Here is a 20,660-nt window from a genome sequence, read left to right on the forward strand (position 1 = left end):
AACTCCCGGCCGCATCGCGCAAATCGGTGGGGGTTATGACCGGTCGAGAACCAGCTTCGTCCCGAAGCCCATGAAGGCCAGGCCGGCAACACGGTCGATCCAGCGGCGCCCACGCATGAAGGCATCGGCAAAACGCCGAATGGTCAGGAAGCGTGCAACGAGCCCCAGCCAACCAACGGCGATTGCGAACATCAGGCAGATTGCCGCGACACCGAGCATCGCCGGCGCGTGATGGGGCATGGTTGCGGCGAAGAGGCTCGATACGAACAGCGGCGCTTTCGGATTTGCGATATTCGTCAGCAGACCGAGACGAAAGGCGCGGATCTCCCGGTTGGGGCGGGCCTCTGCGGCCTCCGGTGCAGCCGGCTTCCAGCTTCCCGCGAAGAGGCGGACACCCAGGAACAGCAAATAGGCACCGCCGCCGACCTTCAGCGCGAGATAGAGCCATGGCGAGGCCACAAACAGGGCGTGAATGCCGAAGAAGCCCGCCGTCCCCCAGGTCGCGACGCCAGTGGCGATTCCCAAGGCGGCGCGCAGCGCGGTGCGGCGTCCATGGGCGATGGACAGGCGGGTAATGAGCAGAAAGTCCGGCCCAGGTGCCACCATGGCCGCGAGCCACAGGGCGGCGATCGTGCTCAGAACAACGAAGTAGTGGTGGACCACGGCCTTAGACCTTGCTGGGCGACGCGGCGAGGATGGTGGATGACGCTGCGCTTATCCACCCTACCAACACGCGCAGTAGGGCGGATGAGCGAAGCGTTATTCGCCACGAGGCGATACCATGCCATCACGGACTCGATTTTCCAAGCGCTTGGGTTTATGGTGTAAAGGCTTATGCCAACGGTTCTGATCCTTGATGGCTTAAGGGTTGCGATCTACCCGAACGATCACCCTCCCGCGCATGTGCATGTCTTGGGGCCGGGATGGTCCGTGGTGATCAACATCCATGTCATGGAGGTCAGAACGGTCGTCCGATGCAGCGAGCGCGACGCCAGGAGAGCTGTTGGAATCGTTGCCGCAAACAAGGCGGCTCTCATTGAGGCGTGGAGGAGGATACATGGCTGATCTGACCACAGAGGAGTTCGAGGCCGCCAAGGCTCGCGGCGATGCCCTTCTGCGCGGGCCCATTGCCGTGAGTGCCCACTATGATCAGGGCCGCGACCGGGTCATCGTGCGGCTGTCGACCGGTGTTGAACTGGGATTGACACCGCGCGACGTCGAGGGTCTGCGAGACGCCTCGGCTGAAGACCTGACAGTCATCGACATAGAGGCGGCCGGCCTCGGTCTTCATTTCCCAAAGATCGACGCGGATCTTTATGTGCCCGCCCTTCTGGAAGGCGTGTTGGGGTCGCGGCGCTGGATGGCTGCGCGCCTCGGCGCGGCCGGCGGGCAGGCCCGCACCGAAGCCAAGGCGGTGACCGCCCGTGAGAACGGAAAACGAGGCGGGCGGCCCCGCAACGTGGCGACCGCATGAGCCAGCGCGTGCGGAAACGATACAATCGTCATGCGCGGACTCGATCCGCGGGCCTACCCGTTACTGCGTCGGAACGTCGTGATGGCGCCACGAGGGGTGGGTCCCCGGGCGCGCCGCCTGGCGGTCAAGCCCGGGGATGACAATGGTCCTGGGGGCGATGGTTTCGCCGCCTATTTCGGCGGGGGAACCCCGGCAACTGACAAGGCCTCAGCCTGGCGCTGCGCGACCATCCCCTCGTCGTAATCGGCCGTCACTTCGCGGTATAGCTTGCTCCAGTTCAGCTCCGCCTTGAGGCGCAGGAACACGCTGCCCAGCCCCACCGCCGAACGGTCCATCAGCACGAATTCGCGTGGCGGGCGAACGCCGCCGATGCTCTTCAAGCCGGAATGCACACCCTCCGCGACCGTGCGGCCGAACTGGCCATCAGTCTCTTGGATGCGGCGCACCCGGTCCTCCAACAAAGGCTCATACAAGAACCGCGCCCAGCCATTGAGCACCGTCACCTTCTCGGGCGTGATGTCCTGGAAACCCCAGCCGCGATAAGCATCGCCCGCCTTGGCGTCGTCCTGGTCGCGCACCGCTTCGAACAGGGCGATCACGCCGCTCACGAAGCTTGGGGGAAAGACCCGGATCGCCCCGAAGTCGAGCAGGTTCACGGCGCCATCGGGCCGCACCTGGTAATTGCCCAGATGCGGGTCGCCGTGAATGATGCCGTAGCGGTAGAAGGGCACATACCAGGCGCGGAACAGCGCCTCGGCCACACGATTGCGGGCCTCCAGCGGCGGATCAGTCTCGATCCAGCGCTGCAAAGGCCCACCCTCCAGCCAGCTCATGGTCAGCAGGCGGGGCGTGGTCAATTCGGGGATCGCGACCGGCACATGCACATCCGCGACATCGGCGAGCATCGCCTCATAGAGGCGCATCTGCGCCGCCTCACGCAGGTAATCCAGCTCCTCACGCAGCCGTTCGGCGAGTTCCTTGTAGATCTCGTCGTTCTGGATGGCGTTATCCATGCGGTGATAAATCGCCATCGCGAGCTTGAGTTGGCGAAGATCAGCCTCCACCGTGCTCGGCATGTCCGGGTATTGCAGCTTGCAGGCGACCTCGCGCCCGTCGTGCAGCGTCGCCTTGTGAACCTGTCCCAGGCTCGCCGCCGCAGACGCGTCCTGGCTGAAACTGGCAAAGCGAGACTGCCACTCCGGCCCCAATTCGCCCGCCATGCGGCGCCGCACGAAAGGCCAGCCCATGGGGGGCGCATTGGCCTGCAGTTCCGACAGTTCCGCTGCGTATTCCGGGGGCAGGGCGTCCGGAATGGTGGTCAGAATCTGCGCCACCTTCATCAGCGGCCCCTTCAGGCCGCCCAGGATCGCGCGCAGGTCTTCGGCATGGGCGGCGCGATCCGTCTTGATGCCGAAGACGCGCTCCCCCGCCACGCGGGCCGCGATGCCGCCGACCGCACCGGAGGTGCGCGCGAAACGCCGCACACCGCCGAAGAAGGTCGCTTCTCGGCCTTCCACCTTGTCAGCCATGCGGCATGGTCCTGTGCCCGTCGCTGTCGTCTGCTTCCAACTGATCGATGAAGCCCGCGATGATGTCGAGCCCGCGTGTCCAGAAGGCGGGGTCCGCCGCATCCAATCCGAAGGGTGCCAGCAGCTCCCGATGCCGCTTCGTCCCACCGGCCCGCAGCATGTCCAGATATTTTTCCTGGAAGCGGGGATGGCCGTCCTGGAACTCGGCATACAGCGCGTTGACCAAGCAATCCCCGAAGGCATAGGCGTAGACGTAGAAGGGCGAATGCACGAAGTGCGGAATATAGGCCCAATAGCAGGCGTAATCGGGCGTGAAGGTGAAGGCCGGCCCCAGGCTCTCGGTCTGGATATCCATCCAGATTTCGCCGATACGCTCGGGCAGCAATTCGCCGCTGCGTCGCTCCGCATGAAGTTTTGCTTCGAAACGGTAGAAGGCAATCTGCCGCACCACCGTATTCAGCATATCCTCCACCTTGTTCGCCAGCATCAGGCGTCGGCGCGCCGGATCAGTCTCGGCGTCCAGGATGGCGCGAAACGTCAGCATCTCCCCGAAGACGCTGGCGGTTTCAGCGAGGGTCAGCGGCGTGCCGGAACGCAGATAGCCCTGCGCCTCCCCCGCCAGAACCTGATGGACGCCATGGCCGAGTTCATGCGCGAGCGTCATCACGTCCCGCGTGCGGCCGTGGTAGTTCATCAAGATATAGGGATGGGCCGAAGGCACGGTCGGATGCGCGAAGGCACCGCCCGACTTGCCGGGCCGCAGGCCGGCGTCGATCCAGGGCTTGTCGAAGAAGCGACTGCCGACATCGGCGAGCACCGGGCTAAAGCCGCTATACGCCGACAGCACGCGCGCGCGCGCCTCGTCCCAGGGGATCGTCTGGTCGACATCGGCGGGAAGCGGGGCGTTGCGGTCCCAATGCTGGAGCTTGGGCAGGCCGAGCCAACCGGCCTTCAGCGTGTAATAGCGGTGTGACAGCCGGGGAAAATTGGCCACGACAGCGGAGACCAAAGCCTCGACAACCTCGTCCTCCACCATGTTGGAGCGGTTGCGGTAGCTTCCCGGTGACGGATAGTGGCGCCAGCGGTCCGACGTCTCCTTATCCTTGGCCAGGGTATTGGTGATCAAAGAAAATAGCCGGATATTCTGCGCGAAGGTCGCGCTGATGGCCGTGGCAGCCGCTTCGCGCTTCGCGCGGTCGCGGTCTGACATGAGGTTGAGGGCATCGCTGACCGTCAGCTGGTCTTCCCCGACTGTGACCTTCAGGCCCGACATCGTTTCATCGAAAAGGCGGCTCCAGGCGCTGGCGCCGGTGACTTCCTTTTCATGCAGCAGCGTCTCGATCTCATCGGACAGTTGGTGCGGCTTGAAGACCCGCAAATCATCGAGCCAGGAGCGCCAGCCCGCGAGCGCCGGGTCCAGCAACTTGGGGGCGAGGTCGGTTTCGTCCAGACGGTTCAGTTCCAGCGTGAAGAACAACAGGTCGGTGGTGATCTCCGTCACTTTTTCGCTCATCGACTGGTAGAAGCGCGCGATCACGGGGTCGGACGAATCCCCGCTGAACAGGAGTTGCGCATAGGACATGATGCGCCCCAGCCTCTCCTCGATCCGCTCATAGCCAATCAGCGCCTCGGCGAGGCCGGCGGCGGTCTGGTCTGCGAGTTTTCCCGCATAGGCCTGTCGGAAGGCCGCGGATTCGGCCCGCGCCTGATCCAGATCGCGCAGCAGGGCCGGGCTTTCCATGCCGTCGTAGAGATCGGTCAGATCCCAACGCGGCAACAGCTCCGCCGGGGCAAGCGCCGCCATCGCGGCAGGGCTATCCGGCAGACGCGGTGTGTCGCCTCGAACCATGTCTAGTCTCCTTCGCTCTGCCGAGATAGTTTAGGGCAAGCATCGGCAGGGTCATAGCGTCGGGCAGCGCAGGGCTCGTGATGCCCCCGCTCATTCCGCGGCGCTGCGCAGGCCGACGTCGCCATGCCGACGGGTCTGGGCCTTCACCAGCCGGTCCATCTTACGCAGATCGGCCTCTTCCAGATTAAGCGCCGCATCGACCCAGACATCGACGACGGCGATCAATTCTTCACGGGTGAGCGGGTGGACGCGATGGCGCGCCTGCAAAACCGCCTGATGCGTATTGTAGCGGCGGTCCAGCCGCGCGAGGTACGTGCGCAGGGTTGCTTCGCCATCGCCATCCTCGGCCAGGACATCCACCAGGCCCATGTCGTAAAGCTCCGTCGCCGTGAAGACGCGGCCGCTGAGGATCAGCTTCTCGGCGCGGATGGCATCCATCCGGCGTGACAGAAACGAATAGGCGCCCATGCCGGGGAACAGGTTGAACAGCACTTCCGGCAGGCCGAAAGTCGCGCTCTTTTCCGCGACGATATGGTTGCAGGACAGCGCCGCCTCGAAGCCACCGCCCAGCGCCGCGCCCTGAACGAGAGCGACGGTCGTGACCCTGTGGTCGTAGCCGGTGGCATTGGTATAGACGATGTCGATGCAGGCATGGGCATAGGCCTGAAGCGCCGCGCGGTTTCCGGCGCGGATCTGGGCGCCGAACAAGTGCAGGTCTCCGCCAAGGTTGAACGCGCCCGGAATGCGGGAGCCGACCACGACATAGCGAAACGCCGCAGGCGCCGGCGCGGTCGTTGCGCAGTAGATATCGCGCTGGATCGCGCTCATGTCGCGCAGCAGTTCCGGTGTGTAGCTGGGGCGGCCATCCGGGCGCATGAAGCAGAACAGGGCGCGGGCATGCGGATCAAGTTCCACCTGCATCGTTGGGTAGTAGCCGGATGTGAGGTTGGCGAGCGCGCCATCCTGACTTTGCAGGCGGCCCCCGGCCTGAGCGGCGGAGGCGAGTATTCGGGGATTGGTAATGAAGGTCATGGTAGTCTCCAAACAGAAAAGATGGTGATCGATGTGACGGAGGAACGAAACGCCCCCGGACCAGACTAATCTTCAGGTTGCAGGCGCCTCTTCAAGTCCACGTGTCCTTAGGCGAGTGATGCCATAGTGAAGGGTTTTTCCGGGATACGCCCGAAACCCTGGCTCGCAAATCGCCCCTAAAGGGGATAAATTTCTACGCCTATTGTGTCGCGCATCAGTGGATTGGCGGAGATTAAGGTTCTAGTCCGCGTTCACTTGGTCTAGGGATGGCGCCAGTGAGCGGGCGTCCCCCAACCTGTCCCGGGTCCGGGTGGCGTCGTAATTGGGGACGCCATGCCGTTTATCGTCATCGTTGATGACCGCGCGACGAACCGGGCGATCTTCTCGAAGCTCGCAGGTTTGCTGGGCGACGAGATCCAGGTTGAAGCGTTTTCGGGTCCTGACCCGGCGCTGGCCTGGATCGCGACCAGGACTCCCGACCTGATCATTACTGACTTCAAAATGCCGCAGATGACCGGCGCCAAATTCACGCAGCGGGTGCGTGCGCTGCCCAATGGCGTCGATGTGCCGATCATCGTGATGACCGCCTATGACGACCGCGAGTATCGATTGGAGGCTTTGGAGGCCGGTGCGACGGACTTCGTCCAGTCACCGATCGATCATGCGGAATTCGTGACGCGGGCGCGCAACCTGCTGAAGCTCGGCACCCGCCAAAAGCTGATCCGCAATCGCGCGCATGCTTTGGCGCAAGAACTTCACGACGTCGAGCAGGAGCGGCAGGAGCTGCTGCGCGACAGCCGCGATCGCCTCGCGCAGGTGATCGATACGGTGCCCGCCATGATCAGCGCATCGGATCGGCATGGTGACTGCATCTTCGTCAACGCCTTCCAGGCAAGCCTGATCGGGCCCGGCGGCCCTAACCCGAATGGCCGGGCGGCTGCCTTCGAGGGCGAGCACGGCATGCGGTCGCGGCAACTGGACGCGCGTGTCTTTTCGAGCGGTCTGCCCTTGCCGGCCTTCGAGGAGGAGATCGAGGATTCCGCCGGCGTTTCCAGAGTTTTTCTGACAACGAAGACGCCGCTGACAACCGGCCCGGATGTCGTGACTTCGGTGCTGACCACATCCCTCGACATCACCGAGCGGAAGCGTGCCGAGCGCTACCTGCATCATCTTGCCCATCACGACCCGCTGACGGGCCTGCCGAACCGCCTGCAACTTCATCTTCGCCTGCAGAACGTGGTCGATCGCGCGGCTCTGGATGAGACCGTTTTCGCCCTGCATTTCCTGGATCTCGACCGCTTCAAGAGCATCAATGACGCCTTCGGCCACCACACGGGCGATGCGCTACTCATTCAGGTGGCCGACCGGTTGCGGCGTCTTGTACGCAGCACCGACACGATCGGTCGCCTGGGTGGAGACGAATTCGCGATCATCCAAACCGGGATCGAGGGTCCGGGCGAAGCCGAGGTCCTGGCCGCCCGCATCACCGAGGCGTTCGCCGAGCCTTTCGTGCTCGACGATCGGCCCATCAGCAGCAGTTGCAGCCTCGGCATTACCTTGTTCCCGACGGATGGGACGACGCTGGAAAGCCTGCTCAAGACGGCGGATCTGGCGATGTATCGCGCCAAGCAGCGGGGTCGCAATCGGTTTTGCCGCTTCGAGCCGGCGATGCAGGCCTCGGTGCAGGATGCGGCTCAGCTTGAAATCGACTTGCGGGCGGGGCTGCTGCGGAACGAACTCACGCTCCATTATCAGCCCCAGCTCGACGCCAGCAGCCGCGCGATCACGGGGGTCGAGGCGCTGGTGCGCTGGAACCATCCGACCCGGGGTCTGCTAGCGCCTAATCATTTCCTGCCTTTGGCGGAAGACGCCGGGTTGATGGATCACCTCAACATTTGGGTGTTGGAGGCAGCCTGCCGGCAGGCTGCGGCTTGGGAAAGTGCAGCCATGCCCACCCGCGTCGCGATCAACCTGTCGGCAACCATCTTCCGCCAGCACGATATCGCACGGCTGGTCGGGGACGCGGTGACACAGGCGGGGGTGTCACCTGGCCTCATCGACATCGAATTGACCGAGACGACCTATCTCGACGACCAGGAGACGGCGCGGCGCCAGCTTCTGGAACTCCAGGCGCTCGGCATCTCCTTTTCGATCGATGACTTCGGAACCGGCTACGCGTCCTTCAGCTATATCGAAAACCTTCCCGTCAATCGGCTCAAGATCGATCAGGTCTTCATCCAGAACATCACGACCCGAACCGGCGGCTCGGCGATCATTCGGGCGATCATCGGCTTGGGCCGAGGGCTGGGGCTGCGGGTGGTCGCGGAGGGCGTGGAAACCGAGGCACAGCTGGCCGAGCTTTTGGCCGAGGGCTGCGACGAGGTTCAGGGCTTTCTGTTCAGCCGGCCGCTGCCTGCGGCGGAGTTCGAGGCCTATTACCGGGCTCATACCATCACGCTGTCCCCAGCGAGCCATTGAACTGCCGCTTCCGCCATCGGCAAATCGTTACAAATCGTTGCGAATTTGTTGGACCCCGCAGGGGGACAGTGGCAAACCGGCAAACCTGAACGGGTCAAAGACCCGCGTGCCTGGATCGGCTGCGATATCCTATGTGCCGCAACCGGATATGGTTTGAGTGAAGCTGCCGTATTTTCAACGCCCCAAAGATAGCCGCGCGGCCGAGTCCCGTAACCCTGTGCGGGCTCCCCGGCCTCGATCCACACCGGACATTGTTGCGGTTTTGCAATGGGCTGGCGCGCGTCTGCGCCGGGGCAAAGGCACCGAATACCAGATTATTCTCAACCGCCTCGTCATAGCGCTTGGGATCTTTGCCTATCTCAGCATCCTGAACAGCCGTGGGTCGCTCGACTCATCCCTGCCATTGGTTTTGAGCGCGATCTATGCCGTGTTCGGCCTCGGCTTCTTCCTAGACCTCGTCATCCGGGCGCGGCCGTCCCGGCTGCGGGTGGTGGTGCAGCTGCTCACCGATATCTCTGTGCTGTCGGTGGGGATGCATATCGGCGGCCATATCGCAGCACCGTTGTTTCCGGCCTATCTCTGGATCGCGCTCGGCTATGGCTTTCGGTTCGGCCTGCTCTACCTCCGGGTGGCGACGGCGCTCGCCCTGGTCGGGTTCCTTCTCTGCGTCATCAGCACCCGCTATTGGCGCCACGACCCCTTTCTGGCCGGGGGGCTTTCGATGGGCCTTCTGGTCATTCCCCTCTACACGGCGTCGCTCATCCGCAGCCTGTCGGCGGCCAAGCGCATTGCCGAAGAGGCAAGCCAGGCGAAAAGCCTGTTTCTCGCCAGCGTCAGTCACGAACTCCGCACGCCGCTCAATGCCGTCATCGGCATGAGCGACCTGCTGGTCAGCACGGAACTCGATGCCGAACAGCAGGACATGGTGCGCACCACGGGGACGGCCGCGCGGTCGCTGCTATCGCTGATCGACGGCATCCTCGACTTCTCCCGCATCGAAGCCGGCAAAATGCCGATGCAGCAGGCGCCCTTCGACCTGCCGACCATGATCAATAATGTCCAAAGGATCGTTTCGGCGGCGGCCAAGGCGAAGGGCATCACCGTGTCCGCCCATATCACGCCCCGCACGCCCTCTCGCTATTTGGGCGACGCCAAACATGTGAGCGAGGTGCTGCTCAATCTCGTCAGCAACGCGGTCAAATTCACTGCCAGCGGATCGGTCCTGATCTCCGTCGATGCGGTGTCGCATGACGCCGCGCGCGCGATGCTCCAGATCGAGATCACCGACACCGGCATCGGTATCGCGCCCGAGGCACAGGCCCACATCTTCGATAGTTTCACGCAGGCGGATGCGACCATCATCGATCGTTTCGGCGGCACGGGCCTCGGCCTCGCGATCTCCCGCAAGCTGATCGAACTCTACGGCGGCAGAATCGGCGTGCGGAGCGCCCTTGGGGAGGGCAGCACGTTCTGGGTCTCGCTGCCCCTGTTGAGAACCCACGAGGCGGAGCCGGCCTTGCCCGTGATGAAGATCGCGATCCTGTCCGAAGCGCCGGAGCGGTTGCAGGGATTGGTGCGCCGGCTGGAGGAACGCGGCGCCGCTGTCGCGCAGCACGCCTTGCCGCCCGCCGCCGGGTCGCGCGCCATAGGCCAGGCGATGGGCCTTCTGCGGGGTGTCGCTGCCGTCTTCGTCGATAGCGGGGATATCGAGGACGATGGGCAGATGCAGCTCTTGACCATCGGCGCAAGCGCCGCCGCGCCGCCGATCGTTCTGCTGGCGGCCCATGCGCCTGCTGATCTGCCGCCGCTCGCGGCGCGCCGGGCCTCCCTGGCGGTGCTGGGTCAGGACCCGCCGGGCACCGAAATCGATTGCGTGCTTCGCGCCATCGCGGCGCGGCTCAGCCCCGACCTTGCGCCGTCACTCGCTGACCGCCGGCGCGAGACGCCGCTGCATGTTCTGGTGGCCGACGACAATCGCATCAACCAGAACGTGGTCGCGAAGATTCTGGAGCGGGGTGGCCATACCTGCACGCTGGTCGGAGATGGTGAGGCGGCGCTGGACGCGATGGAGACTGGCGCGTTCGACCTGGTCCTGATGGACGTCAACATGCCGGTGCTGAACGGGATCGATGCGACCAAGCTGTATCGCTTCGCCACCGCCGGTGAGAAGCGGCTGCCGATCCTGGCACTGACGGCGGATGCGACCCCCGAAACGGCGGAACGCTGCCGCGAGGCGGGGATGGATCTCTGCATCGTCAAACCAGTCGAGCCGAACCGCCTGCTCGACATCATCGACGACATTTTGCCCGTGGCAGGTTTGCCCAGGCCTGTCAGTGGCAACGTCACCCCCATCAGCGACAGCCCGCGATACCGTCCGACCCAGCCAGCGATCGGCCAGGAGATGTTGCAGAGCCTGGTGGCGCTCGGCGGTCCGGACTTTCTCGCCTCCATCGCCGAGGAGTTCCTCAAGGAGGCGGAGAGCCTGACGATTGCGCTCGCAGCGGCGGCCGAGATGGGCGACACGACGCTTTTTCAGGCGGAGGCGCATGCCTTGACCAGCGCCGCCGGTAATATTGGCGCCCAGGGCGTGGTGGCGATGTGTCGGCAGTTCCGGCAACTCAACATCGGCGACCGCGCCGCGCGGCAGGCTGCGCTGCTGGGCCTCAATGAAGAGATGATCAGGGTGAAGCGCGCGCTCGAAATCGAGTGTCCGCGGTTGGGGAAGGCGATTCGGGCTTAAGCGACGTGGCATGGCGGACGACGCTTCGCTCTTCCCGCCCTACAAGACGTCGTAGGGTGAAAAAGCGAAGCGCAGTCCGCCGAACCTAAACCACCGCAGGCGCGCGTTCGGCGGCGGCCATGCCCCAACCGCCATCACCGGATGTGTCGTCGAACAAGGACGTGAGCTGGCGCATCATCGTGCCGCCCAACTCCTCCGCATCCACAATCGTGACCGCGCGGCGGTAATAGCGCGTCACGTCATGGCCGATGCCGATGGCGACCAGCTCCACCAACCGCCGGGACTCGATCTCGGTGATCGCCTGGCGCAGATGCCGCTCCAGGTAATTGCCCGGATTAACTGACAGCGTGGAGTCATCCACCGGCGCGCCGTCGCTGATGACCATCAGGATCCGCCGATGCTCGGTGCGCGCCAGCAGGCGACGATAGGCCCAGACCAGGGCCTCTCCGTCGATATTCTCCTTAAGCAGGCCCTCGCGCAGCATCAGGCCAAGGTTGCGTCGACTGCGCCGCCAAGGCGCGTCCGCCGATTTATAGATGATGTGACGCAAGTCGTTCAGCCGGCCCGGGTTGCGGGGCTTGCCGTCCTGCACCCAGCGTTCCCGGCTTTGGCCACCCTTCCACGCGCGCGTCGTGAAGCCCAGCACCTCGACCTTCACGGCGCACCGCTCCAGCGTGCGGGCGAGGATATCGCCGCACATGGCCGCGACGGTGATCGGCCGGCCCCGCATGCTGCCGGAATTGTCGATCAGCAGGGTCACCACCGTATCGCGGAAATCCGTCTCCCGTTCGCGCTTGTAGGACAGCGACTGCGTCGGTGTGGTGACGACGCGCGCGAGGCGGCTGACGTCAAGCAACCCATCCTCAAGATCGAAATCCCAGGCCCGCGTCTGCTGCGCCATCAGGCGGCGCTGCAACCGATTGGCGAGCTTGGAGACCACGCCCTGCAAATGCTGCAACTGATGATCGAGCTGCTGGCGCAGCCGCGCCAATTCTTCCGAATCGCACAGATCCTCGGCGCTGATCTCTTCGTCGAAGGCCTTGGTAAAGGCGCGGTAGGGGCTTTCCTCCCCACTGCGGTCCTTGTTCGGCTGCTGGCCGCCGGGTCGCTCATCGCCCTCGGCTTCCGCCGCCTCGTCTTCCTCGCCCTCGGTCGCGTCGTCATCCGCGGCCTCGCCCTGCATGTCCTGCGGCTCGGCGCTCAGGCTGGCATCGGCCTCGGTCTGTGACTGGCTGTCGCCTTCGCTCGAACTATCCTGCTGCGGGCTTTGCTCGGGCGCGTCGTCCCCGCCCTCCGGCTCTTCGGAGGGATCGGATTCAAGCTCTGCCTCGGCCAGATCATAGGCTGAGAGCAGCTTGCGTGCTGCGCGTGTGAAGGCCTGCTGATTGTCGGTGGTCGCGGCCATTTCAGCGAAGGCGATATCCGCCTCCGCGCCCATGCTGTCGCGCCACAGGGACAGAACCGTATCCGTCGAGGACGGGGAAGGGACGCCCGACATCCGCTCCCGCGCGAGCAGGGACAGGGCCGCCGCCAGCGGCAACTGCTCCTTGCGGGTCATCCGATCGACGCCGTCGGCCTCGACCTGCTCCGTCAGCTTGGTGTGGAGATTGGCGGCGATGCCGGCCATGTGCCGGCTGCCAAGGCTTTCGACGCGCACCTGCTCCAGCGCGTCATAGACATCGCGCGCCTCGCGGCTGGCGGGCGAGCGGGCGGAGTGGACCACCGCGTCATGATGGCGCAGCCGCAGGGCGACGGAATCCGCAGCCCCACGGAGCCGCGCGATTTCGGCTGGCGGCAAACCGCGTGTGGGGCTCGGCAAGCGGGCGCGGGCACCGGCGACGCTGGCAGGGCCGGCCTGGAAAGCGACCTCCACTTCCGGCTGTCCCGCGATGGCGCGCACCGCCCCCGCGATGGCGCGCTTGAAGGCTTCGCTGCGTTCCGTACCGTCCTTGGCGCCGCTCAAGACGAGAGGTCCTATCCGGCGCGGCGCAAGGCGCCCGTGGCAAGCTCTTCATTGAAGCAGCGCTGATAGTATTCAGCGACCGTCGCGCGCTCCGCCTCATCGCATTTGTTCAGGAAGGTCAAGCGGAAGGCGAAGTTCAGGTTCTTGAAGATGCGGTCGTTCTCGGCCCAGGTAATGACGGTGCGGGGCGACATGACGGTCGAGATATCGCCGGCGATGAAGCCCGCACGCGTCAGGTCGGCCAGCGCCACCATGCTCTCAACCCGCTTGCGGGCCGGGCTGTCCTTCGGATCGATGCCGAGCTTGGCCATGACGATGGCGGTTTCCTGGCCATGCGGCAGGTAGTTCAGGGTCGCGACGATATTCCAGCGATCCATCTGGCCCTGATTGATCTGCTGGGTGCCGTGATACAGGCCAGTGGTGTCGCCAAGCCCCACGGTATTCGCCGTCGAGAACAGCCGGAATGCGGGATGGGGGTGAATGACGCGGTTCTGGTCGAGCAAGGTCAGCCGACCCTCGACCTCCAGCACGCGCTGGATCACGAACATCACATCCGGCCGACCGGCGTCGTATTCGTCGAAAACCAGGGCGCAAGGGTGTTGCAATGCCCAGGGTAGGATGCCCTCGCGGAATTCCGTGACCTGCTGGCCGTCCTTCAGGACGATGGCATCCTTGCCGATGAGGTCGATGCGGCTGATGTGGCTGTCGAGGTTGATGCGCAGACAGGGCCAGTTCAGCCGGGCCGCAACTTGCTCGATATGGGTGGATTTGCCGGTGCCGTGATAGCCCTGGATCATCACCCGCCGGTTGAAGGCGAAGCCCGCGATAATGGCGAGCGTGGTGTCATGGTCGAACTGGTAGGTGGGGTCGATCTCGGGCACATGCTCTGACGCCGTGCTGAAGGCCGGCACGGTGATATCGGAATCGATCTTGAAGACGTCGCGAACCTTGAGCGTGATGTCCGGCGTGCCGAGGGTCCCGACAGTCCTGGTGGTCGCGATGCCGGAATTGGCGCCATTCATCATCGAAAAGAACGTCCTGTTGTGTTGCAGTCAGAGTAGCGGCGGTGACCAATGCCGCAAGGCCCAGGGCGCCGCCTTCCGTTCATATAGTGGCGACCGGCATCCCCCGCGAGGTCGCCGCCTCTAACAATGGGGTCTCAGGATCGCGCCATCTGTCGTTCCTCGGCCGGCCACAAGGTGCGGAGCGTCGCATAGGCGATGTTGATCGCCTTGATCTGCTCCTCGGCTGCGTTGCCGCCGCCATTCGCGTCCGGATGATGCTTCTTGGCGAGTGTCTTGTAGCGCGCCTTCACGACATCCAGGCTCACCGGCCAACCCAGCCCGAGCACCGCCAAAGGCTGTCGCAGTTCCTGCGGCGCATGGTCCGCCGCTGGCTCGGCCGAGCCGGTGCGCCGCCCGGCGAGATCAAGGAAGGGGTCGCGCAGGATCGCCTCATCTGGCAGGCGGGGGCCGCCATTGGCACCGAGACGCCAGGTTGGCCGCTGCCACGAAGCGTCCGCCCGCAACTCGACCTCAATCTGCCCCGGCGTCATATCCTTGTAATAGTCCCAGCTCGCGTTGTAGGCGCGCACATGCTCCAGGCAGAGCCACAGATACTCGTTGAGAGAGGTCCGGGACCGCGGCGCCTTGTAGCAGCCCAGCGCGCTGCAATCAGGCATGTCGCACAACCGGCCCGGCGCGTCCGGGTCGGGCGCGTAGGCCCGGGCACGGGGGACGCGTCTGGTTGTCATGGACGCTATATGGTCGCCCGCCGCCATTCTTGGCAATCCCGTCCTTGCCCCTTCGCAACTCCAGACGCGCACGGCAGAATCACGCGGGGGGTTCTTGAAACACGCCGGGTTTGCCCTCAAGCTGACGTCATGACGAGGTCCGACCGCATCACTGAGACACTGACCCGCACCTTCGCGCCACTGTCGTTGGACGTGGTCGATGACAGTGGCAGCCATGCCGGTCATTCCGGTGCGGCAGTGGGCGGAGAGACCCATTTTAACGTCATCATGGCGGCCGAATGCTTCGAGGGCATGACCCGCGTCGCGCGTGCGCGTGCCGTCAATGATGCACTGGCGGATGAGTTTGCGGCCGGCCTGCACGCCCTGGCCCTGACGCTGCGGACCCCGGCGGAGCGCGCAAAAACCCTCTGAAACGTCACGCTCGGTGCGGAATGATTTGCACCTCGCGGCGAATCTGTGCCTCCTTTCCGCAAAACAGGGTGTGTTAACCAATAATGTCAGCCGTCGCGATGGACGATATTGATCGTGCAATCCTTCGCCTCATCGCGCGCGATGCGTCCCTCTCCTTGGCCGAAATCGCGGCACAGGTCCGCCTTACGCCGACGCCCTGCTGGAAACGCATCCGCCGGCTGGAGAAGGACGGCGTCATCAAGTCCCGCGTCGCCGTTCTGGACCAGAAGGCGCTGGGCCTGCCCGTCTCGGTCTTTGTCTCGGTCGAAACGACTGACCATTCGGCTGAGTGGCTGACCCGTTTCGCCGAACTGGTGGAACGCACGCCCCAGATCGTCGATGCCTGGCGTATGGGGGGTGATGTGGACTATCTTCTGCACGTCGTCGTGCCCGATATCAGTGCCTATGACGCCTTCTACCGCCAGTTGATCGCCGCTCTACCCCTCCGCAACGTGACGAGCCGTTTCGCGATGGAGCGCATAAAGTCGGCGCCTCTACCTATCTAGCGACCCTGAGGAGAACGACCCTGCAAGACGATCCCGATCAGCGCCGTGATCCGCCCGATGGGGGCGGCGCTGGCACAGGCGCCGTCATCCGCGCGGCTCTGGACGCGGTGGGAACGCTGCCGGACAGTGAGATCGCACTCGCTGAGACGGCGCTGCTGTTTGCCCGGCTTGATGAGCCTGAGGCGGATTGGCGTGGTGCGCGCAACCATCTGAGCCTGCTCGCGCGGGAGGCGGCGGAACTGTCTCATTGGGCGGGCGAAAGCGCCGCCGCCCAGGCCGAAGCGCTGTCGGGCATGTTGGGCGCCCGCCATGACTATAGCGGCGATTATGAAACCTATGACGATCTTCAGAACGCCAATCTGATCAGTGTCACCGAGCGTCGTCGCGGCCTGCCGATCAGCCTCGGCCTCATCTGGCTGCACTGTGCCGAGGTCGCTGGGTGGGACTGCTACGGCATCGATATCCCCAGCCACTTCATCCTCGGCCTCGACGCGGATGATGGCCGGGTCATCATCGATGTCTTCGCCAGCGGCCAGACGCTGGATGATGAGGACCTCGAAAACCTGCTGATGCGCGTCCAGGGCAGCAAGCCGCAGCGTGGCGGCACCATCGGTCGCGGCCGCATGGGCAAGCGGGATGTTCTGTTGCGGCTGCAACGTAACATTGCCCATAGGCGGTACAAGGCGAAGAACCTGCCTGGCACGCTTCTCTGCGTCGAGGACATGCTGAGGATCGCGCCCGAAACGATCGCCTTATGGCAGGAAGCGGCGGTGCTCAACCAGCAGCTCGACCAGATGGCGGCGGCGGTTCGTTGCATGGGGCGCGTCGTGGCGCTGATACCGCCAGGCGAGGACGCCGATGTCGCCCGCGCCACCATGCGCCGGCTGCGCAGCCGCTTGAACTAGCAGCCTGCGTCTTGCCACTTATGACGAGGGTTGAAGCCCTTCGCCTCTCATGACATCGAGGAAGCCTTGTTTGGAAAGGGCTGCATCGATCGTCTGGCTCAGAGCGATCTGAACGACGAAACGCAGCTTTTCGACGGAGCCGAAAGCGCCGCTTTCGAAGTCCAGAAGGCTACCCTCCAATAGATCGGTGGCGACCGTATCTCGGTAAATCTCGCGCCCCAGCCGGCGGCTGGTCAGCGTCAGGGTCAAGCGAATTTGGGCCTCTCGGCGCAGATACTGGTCACTCTCGAATTGCTCGATCGTGACGTTCATGTCGATGTCGCCTTGTCCACTGGCCGCCAGCAAGCCGCGCGTGGCAAGCGCCGCGCGAAAGGCCTGTGAGACCACGTCTGCCAGTGGGGTCGGCGCGTTGAGCACCTTGAGCGGGTTGCCATAGCCGCCGCGGATCGCGCCAAACCACCGAGGATCGTCCTCGCCCCGTTGATCGATGGTGCTGACGCTGATCACGATCGGTGGCCCGGAACGCGCGATGAACACTGTCGGCTGATAGACCAGCGGAACGATATGGGCGCAGGCGGCAAGTGCGAGCATCAAGACCAGTATCGGAAGCCGGAACAAAATCTTCATGGAACGAGTGCGCATGCGCGGTGGTTCACGTCAAGCGTGCTTCAAAGACTACCGCGCTGCACGACCGTATTGAGAAAGCGATGTGGTGACTCTGCATCGCTCTCCACGCACCTCGTCATGGCATGCCTTCGAATGCCATGACGAGAGACTTGGTCTTTGAACCTGCTTAACTCCATCGCACTCTGGAGTCAGCAGCTCTACTTATCGATGAACTGCGGATCGATGACCGTGTCGTAGGTGATCGGCATCTTGATCTTGCCCAGCTTGCCCCAGATGTCGAGACCGAGCTTGATCACGCCATTCGCGGCGCCGGGATTGGCGGAGGTGCCGAAATAGGACTTGTTCAAAGCGGCGTCATAGAAGTTCACGCCACCGGCGGCGCTTGCAAAGTCAGCCGGATTGGACAGATATCCGCCGACGCTCTTGGCCATATCGGCATAAGCCTCCTTCGGATGTGCCTTGGTATAATCAACGGCTTTGATGATGCCATCGACCAGCGCCTGGACATCGGCAGGATCGTTCTTGATGGTGTCGCAACGCAGAATCAGAACATCGAGAATGACGCCGGGGGTAGCGGCGCTGTTGATGAGGATCTTGCCCTTGTCATGCTCCTTCACGAAGGAGAGGTTCGGCTCCCAGGTCACGGCGGCAGGAATACGGCCGGCGATGAACGCGGCGGCGGCATCATCGGCCGTCATGTTCACGACCTTGAAGTCGCTCTGCGTCATGCCCTGTTTGGCGAGCAGGTAATTGAACCAGAACTGGCTCGTGGAGCCCTCGTTCATGGCGATTTCCTTGCCCTTCAACTGGGCAATGCTGGTGATGTCCTTGCCAGCGACCATGCCATCTGCGCCATGGCTGTCATCGAGCGCCATCACCGCCTTGAAGCAAAATTCCGACGAGCGATACTTCAGAATTTCGTCGAGCGTGACGGCGGACCCTTGAATCTGCCCAGCCGCCATCGCGCCCATGGCGAGCGTCGAATCGCTGACGATGGTCAGGTTGGCGTCGAGCCCCTTCTCCTTGAAGTAGCCAAGATCGCGCGCAAGGAACATCGGGCCGTACCCGACCCAAACGGTCATTGCGATGGTCAGCTTGCCGGCCTGGGCCGGAACCGCCGCGCCCATCGTCAAGGCCGCACCCATGGCGAGGCCGATCGCCGCACAAGCGCCGCGCCGCCAGCCGAATGTCTTCTTCATTCTGGAAGTCTCCTGTTCAGGTTTGGGATCATCGTGGCGCTTGAGGCAACGTGGCGTCGATGATGGCGCGCACGTCGAACGGCAGCAACTCCGCCACTTCACGCTTGAAGCGGACGGGAGCATCGGAACGAGGAGCATCAAGCTCCTCGGCAAAGCGGCGGCCGCTCCATGTCGCGGCGGCGATGGTGCCGGGCGCGAGAGCGTCACCAAGAAGTGTCACACTCCTAATACCGGCACTGGACCAGTCATCGGCGCGGTGCTGGAGGTCGTCGAACAATTGTCGCTCCGGCAGCCGGCTGGTGACCAGAAGAACGGACTGGGCCTCGATGGTTTCCTCTCGCCCGGTGAAGATGCAAGCGAGGGTCGCGGTCTCTGCGCCGATGGCACGGATGACGCGTTGTGGAATGATTGTCACGCCAATCTCGATCAGCCGGGTTTGGATGCGATGCTGCTCCATGGTGTTGCGCGTCCAGTTCGCGACATCGGGCGTCGGCATCGCGAAGCTGACGGCGTACCCTTCCCGCACCAGCAGCTCCGCCAGCACATTGGCCATGACATAGTGGTCGTCGTCATAGATCAGAACGGAACGACCGTTCGGGCGAAGCCCCTCCATAAGATCATCCGGTGTCAGCACATCGGCCGCTGGGTGGATCGGCATCGGCGTGACCACATTGCGTGACACCGTATCCCGACGCCAGCGCGACCCGGTGGCGATCGCCACATGGCCAAAACCCATCGACAGCACATCATCGGCCGTAAGATCGCTGCCAGGATACAGGGTCACATTCGGCATCGCCGCAATCTGGCCCAGCCGGTAATCCGCGACACGGCCCCAGGCCGACAGCCCCGGCAGCAGCTTTTCGCGAGCCACGCGACCGCCGAGCACGGTGCCGCGTTCGGCCAGCGCCACCTCATAGCCGCGGCGGCCGAGCATCATGGCGGCTTCCAGGCCCGTGGGGCCGGAGCCCACCACCAGCACGGTCTCATCCGAGGCGCGCCGGGCGATGCGCTCGGGGTGCCAACCCCGCCGCCATTCCTCCCCCATCGAGGGGTTCTGGGTGCAGCGGATGATGGAGGCGGTGTGATCGCCGGCGACGCAGATGTTGCAGCCGATACATTCGCGGATGTCTTCCAGACGGCCTTCCTCGATCTTCTTGGGCAGGAAGGGATCGGCGATGGAGGGCCGTGCCGCGCCGATAAAGTCCAGGACGCCTTGGCGAACCATCCGCACCATCGTGTCCGGCGAGGTGAAGCGCCCGACGCCAACCACCGGCTTGGTCGTGAGCTGTTTCACGCCGAGGACATAGGGTTCCTGATAGCCCTCTTCGGCGAAGCGGGAGGTTTGGCTGTCATTATCCCAGCTCGACAGGGTCAAATCCCAAAGGTCCGGCAGCTCTGCCATATGGGCAATTACGTCACGCGCTTCGGCGGCGTGAAAGCCTTCCTCACCGATCAGTTCATCCATGGAAATGCGGCAGGCGACGGCGCAGCGATCGCCCACAGTGTCCCGCACGTCCGAAATCAGTTCGCGCAGCAGCCGGGCGCGGTTTTCCAGCGAGCCGCCATATTCATCGGTGCGGGTGTTGTAGCGGCGCGACAGAAAGAACATCGGGCCGCCGAAAAGCTTGCCGGCATAGACATAGACGATGTCGTAGTCGGCCTGTTTGGCGCGGCGCGCGGCATCACGGTGCCAACGGCGCAGATCGGCGATGTCTGTCTTGTCCATCGCCCGCGCCTGCACGGGATCGTTGAAGATGCTGGCGACCGGCAGATGCGCCGGACCCATGGGGATTTCACGGGAATAGAGGTTCGGCGCATTCATGCCGTTATGGCAAAGCTGCAACCCTGCGAGGGCGCCGTATTCATGAACGGAATTCGCCATGCGGGACAGCATGGGCAGATCCTGGTCATCCCACACTCGTAACTCGATAAAGGGCGTAATCTCGGCACTCGGATGGATTTCCGCCTGCTCGGTGCAGACCACGCCCCATCCGCCCTCGGCTTTGACCGCGCGCATGGTGGCAAGCGCGGAAGGGTCGCGGTATCCCATGCCGTTGCAATGCGGCACTTGGAAGAAGCGATTCTTCGCCGTTACGGGGCCGATCTTCACCGGTTCGAACAGCACATCGTAGCGGGGATCGCGGCTCATGGCGCG

17 protein-coding genes are annotated in these 20,660 nt (G+C 64.0%); 7 read left to right on the plus strand and 10 right to left on the minus strand.

The window, feature by feature from the left end; all coding sequences use genetic code 11:
* Window positions 1–33: 33 nt before the first annotated feature.
* Window positions 34–663, minus strand: a complete 630-nt coding sequence (locus tag QP803_RS02715) for a LysE family translocator (RefSeq protein WP_284946141.1) — start codon at window positions 661–663, stop codon at window positions 34–36.
* Between the two features lie 171 nt (window positions 664–834).
* On the opposite strand from QP803_RS02715, the gene QP803_RS02720 reads away from it, so the two are divergent.
* Together QP803_RS02720 and QP803_RS02725 are read left to right on the plus strand one after the other, a co-directional pair.
* A complete protein-coding gene (locus tag QP803_RS02720) occupies window positions 835–1,065 on the plus strand; it encodes a DUF4160 domain-containing protein (protein ID WP_284946142.1) in 231 nt (76 codons plus the stop codon).
* Window positions 1,058–1,474 (plus strand): DUF2442 domain-containing protein, encoded by a 417-nt coding sequence (locus QP803_RS02725; protein WP_284946143.1) that lies wholly within the window; start codon window positions 1,058–1,060, stop codon window positions 1,472–1,474. Before QP803_RS02720 ends, QP803_RS02725 begins: the two co-directional genes overlap by 8 nt.
* Before the next feature lie 170 nt (window positions 1,475–1,644).
* Here QP803_RS02725 and QP803_RS02730 read toward each other — a convergent pair whose 3' ends face one another.
* The 3 genes from QP803_RS02730 to QP803_RS02740 form a co-directional block, all read right to left on the minus strand.
* Entirely contained in the window at window positions 1,645–3,003 is a 1,359-nt protein-coding gene (locus QP803_RS02730) for an ABC1 kinase family protein (RefSeq protein ID WP_284946144.1), read from the minus strand.
* The gene (locus QP803_RS02735) at window positions 2,996–4,807 is read right to left on the minus strand and encodes a M3 family oligoendopeptidase (protein WP_284947808.1); all 1,812 of its coding nucleotides are present in this window, start codon (window positions 4,805–4,807) and stop codon (window positions 2,996–2,998) included. The genes QP803_RS02730 and QP803_RS02735 overlap by 8 nt, the downstream gene beginning before the upstream one ends.
* Window positions 4,808–4,942: 135 nt before the next feature.
* Window positions 4,943–5,884: a crotonase/enoyl-CoA hydratase family protein gene (locus QP803_RS02740; protein ID WP_284946145.1), complete on the minus strand. Its 942-nt coding sequence runs from the start codon at window positions 5,882–5,884 to the stop codon at window positions 4,943–4,945.
* Window positions 5,885–6,217: 333 nt separating this feature from the next.
* Between QP803_RS02740 and QP803_RS02745 the strand changes: the two genes are divergently transcribed.
* Together QP803_RS02745 and QP803_RS02750 are read left to right on the plus strand one after the other, a co-directional pair.
* Window positions 6,218–8,362, plus strand: coding sequence for a GGDEF/EAL domain-containing response regulator (locus tag QP803_RS02745; protein ID WP_284946146.1), 2,145 nt, complete (start codon window positions 6,218–6,220; stop codon window positions 8,360–8,362).
* Between the two features lie 262 nt (window positions 8,363–8,624).
* Window positions 8,625–11,102, plus strand: a complete 2,478-nt coding sequence (locus QP803_RS02750; protein WP_284946147.1) for a hybrid sensor histidine kinase/response regulator — start codon at window positions 8,625–8,627, stop codon at window positions 11,100–11,102.
* An 85-nt stretch (window positions 11,103–11,187) separates the two neighbouring features.
* On the opposite strand, the gene cobT is transcribed toward QP803_RS02750, so the two are convergent.
* The 3 genes from cobT to QP803_RS02765 all read right to left on the minus strand — a co-directional run bounded on the left by cobT (window position 11,188) and on the right by QP803_RS02765 (window position 14,818).
* Window positions 11,188–13,065, minus strand: a complete 1,878-nt coding sequence (cobT, locus tag QP803_RS02755; RefSeq protein ID WP_284946148.1) for a cobaltochelatase subunit CobT — start codon at window positions 13,063–13,065, stop codon at window positions 11,188–11,190.
* An 11-nt stretch (window positions 13,066–13,076) separates the two neighbouring features.
* On the minus strand, window positions 13,077–14,090 hold the full coding sequence (gene cobS / locus QP803_RS02760) for a cobaltochelatase subunit CobS (RefSeq protein ID WP_434082881.1): 1,014 nt from the start codon (window positions 14,088–14,090) through the stop codon (window positions 13,077–13,079).
* A 134-nt stretch (window positions 14,091–14,224) separates the two neighbouring features.
* On the minus strand, window positions 14,225–14,818 hold the full coding sequence (locus QP803_RS02765; protein ID WP_284946149.1) for a J domain-containing protein: 594 nt from the start codon (window positions 14,816–14,818) through the stop codon (window positions 14,225–14,227).
* A 129-nt stretch (window positions 14,819–14,947) separates the two neighbouring features.
* Here QP803_RS02765 and QP803_RS02770 point away from each other — a divergent pair, with 129 nt between their 5' ends.
* From QP803_RS02770 to QP803_RS02780, 3 genes are all read left to right on the plus strand, one after another.
* Window positions 14,948–15,229, plus strand: a complete 282-nt coding sequence (locus tag QP803_RS02770; protein ID WP_284946150.1) for a BolA family protein — start codon at window positions 14,948–14,950, stop codon at window positions 15,227–15,229.
* A gap of 83 nt (window positions 15,230–15,312) precedes the next feature.
* Window positions 15,313–15,774, plus strand: coding sequence for an Lrp/AsnC family transcriptional regulator (locus QP803_RS02775; protein ID WP_284946151.1), 462 nt, complete (start codon window positions 15,313–15,315; stop codon window positions 15,772–15,774).
* A gap of 107 nt (window positions 15,775–15,881) precedes the next feature.
* Window positions 15,882–16,679 (plus strand): SirB1 family protein, encoded by a 798-nt coding sequence (locus QP803_RS02780; protein WP_284946152.1) that lies wholly within the window; start codon window positions 15,882–15,884, stop codon window positions 16,677–16,679.
* Window positions 16,680–16,697: 18 nt separating this feature from the next.
* Here QP803_RS02780 and QP803_RS02785 read toward each other — a convergent pair whose 3' ends face one another.
* The 3 genes from QP803_RS02785 to QP803_RS02795 form a co-directional block, all read right to left on the minus strand.
* Window positions 16,698–17,306, minus strand: a complete 609-nt coding sequence (locus QP803_RS02785; protein WP_284946153.1) for a YajG family lipoprotein — start codon at window positions 17,304–17,306, stop codon at window positions 16,698–16,700.
* A gap of 197 nt (window positions 17,307–17,503) precedes the next feature.
* Window positions 17,504–18,505 carry an ABC transporter substrate-binding protein gene (locus tag QP803_RS02790; RefSeq protein WP_284946154.1) on the minus strand — a complete coding sequence of 334 codons (1,002 nt, stop codon included), beginning with the start codon at window positions 18,503–18,505 and terminating at the stop codon, window positions 17,504–17,506.
* 28 nt (window positions 18,506–18,533) lie between these two features.
* Window positions 18,534–20,654, minus strand: a complete 2,121-nt coding sequence (locus QP803_RS02795; protein WP_284946155.1) for an oxidoreductase — start codon at window positions 20,652–20,654, stop codon at window positions 18,534–18,536.
* Between the last annotated feature and the right edge of the window lie 6 nt (window positions 20,655–20,660).

Origin of the sequence: Acidisoma sp. PAMC 29798, from assembly GCF_030252425.1 — a bacterium.
In the GTDB taxonomy this organism is placed as follows: Bacteria; Pseudomonadota; Alphaproteobacteria; order Acetobacterales; family Acetobacteraceae; genus Acidisoma; species Acidisoma cladoniae.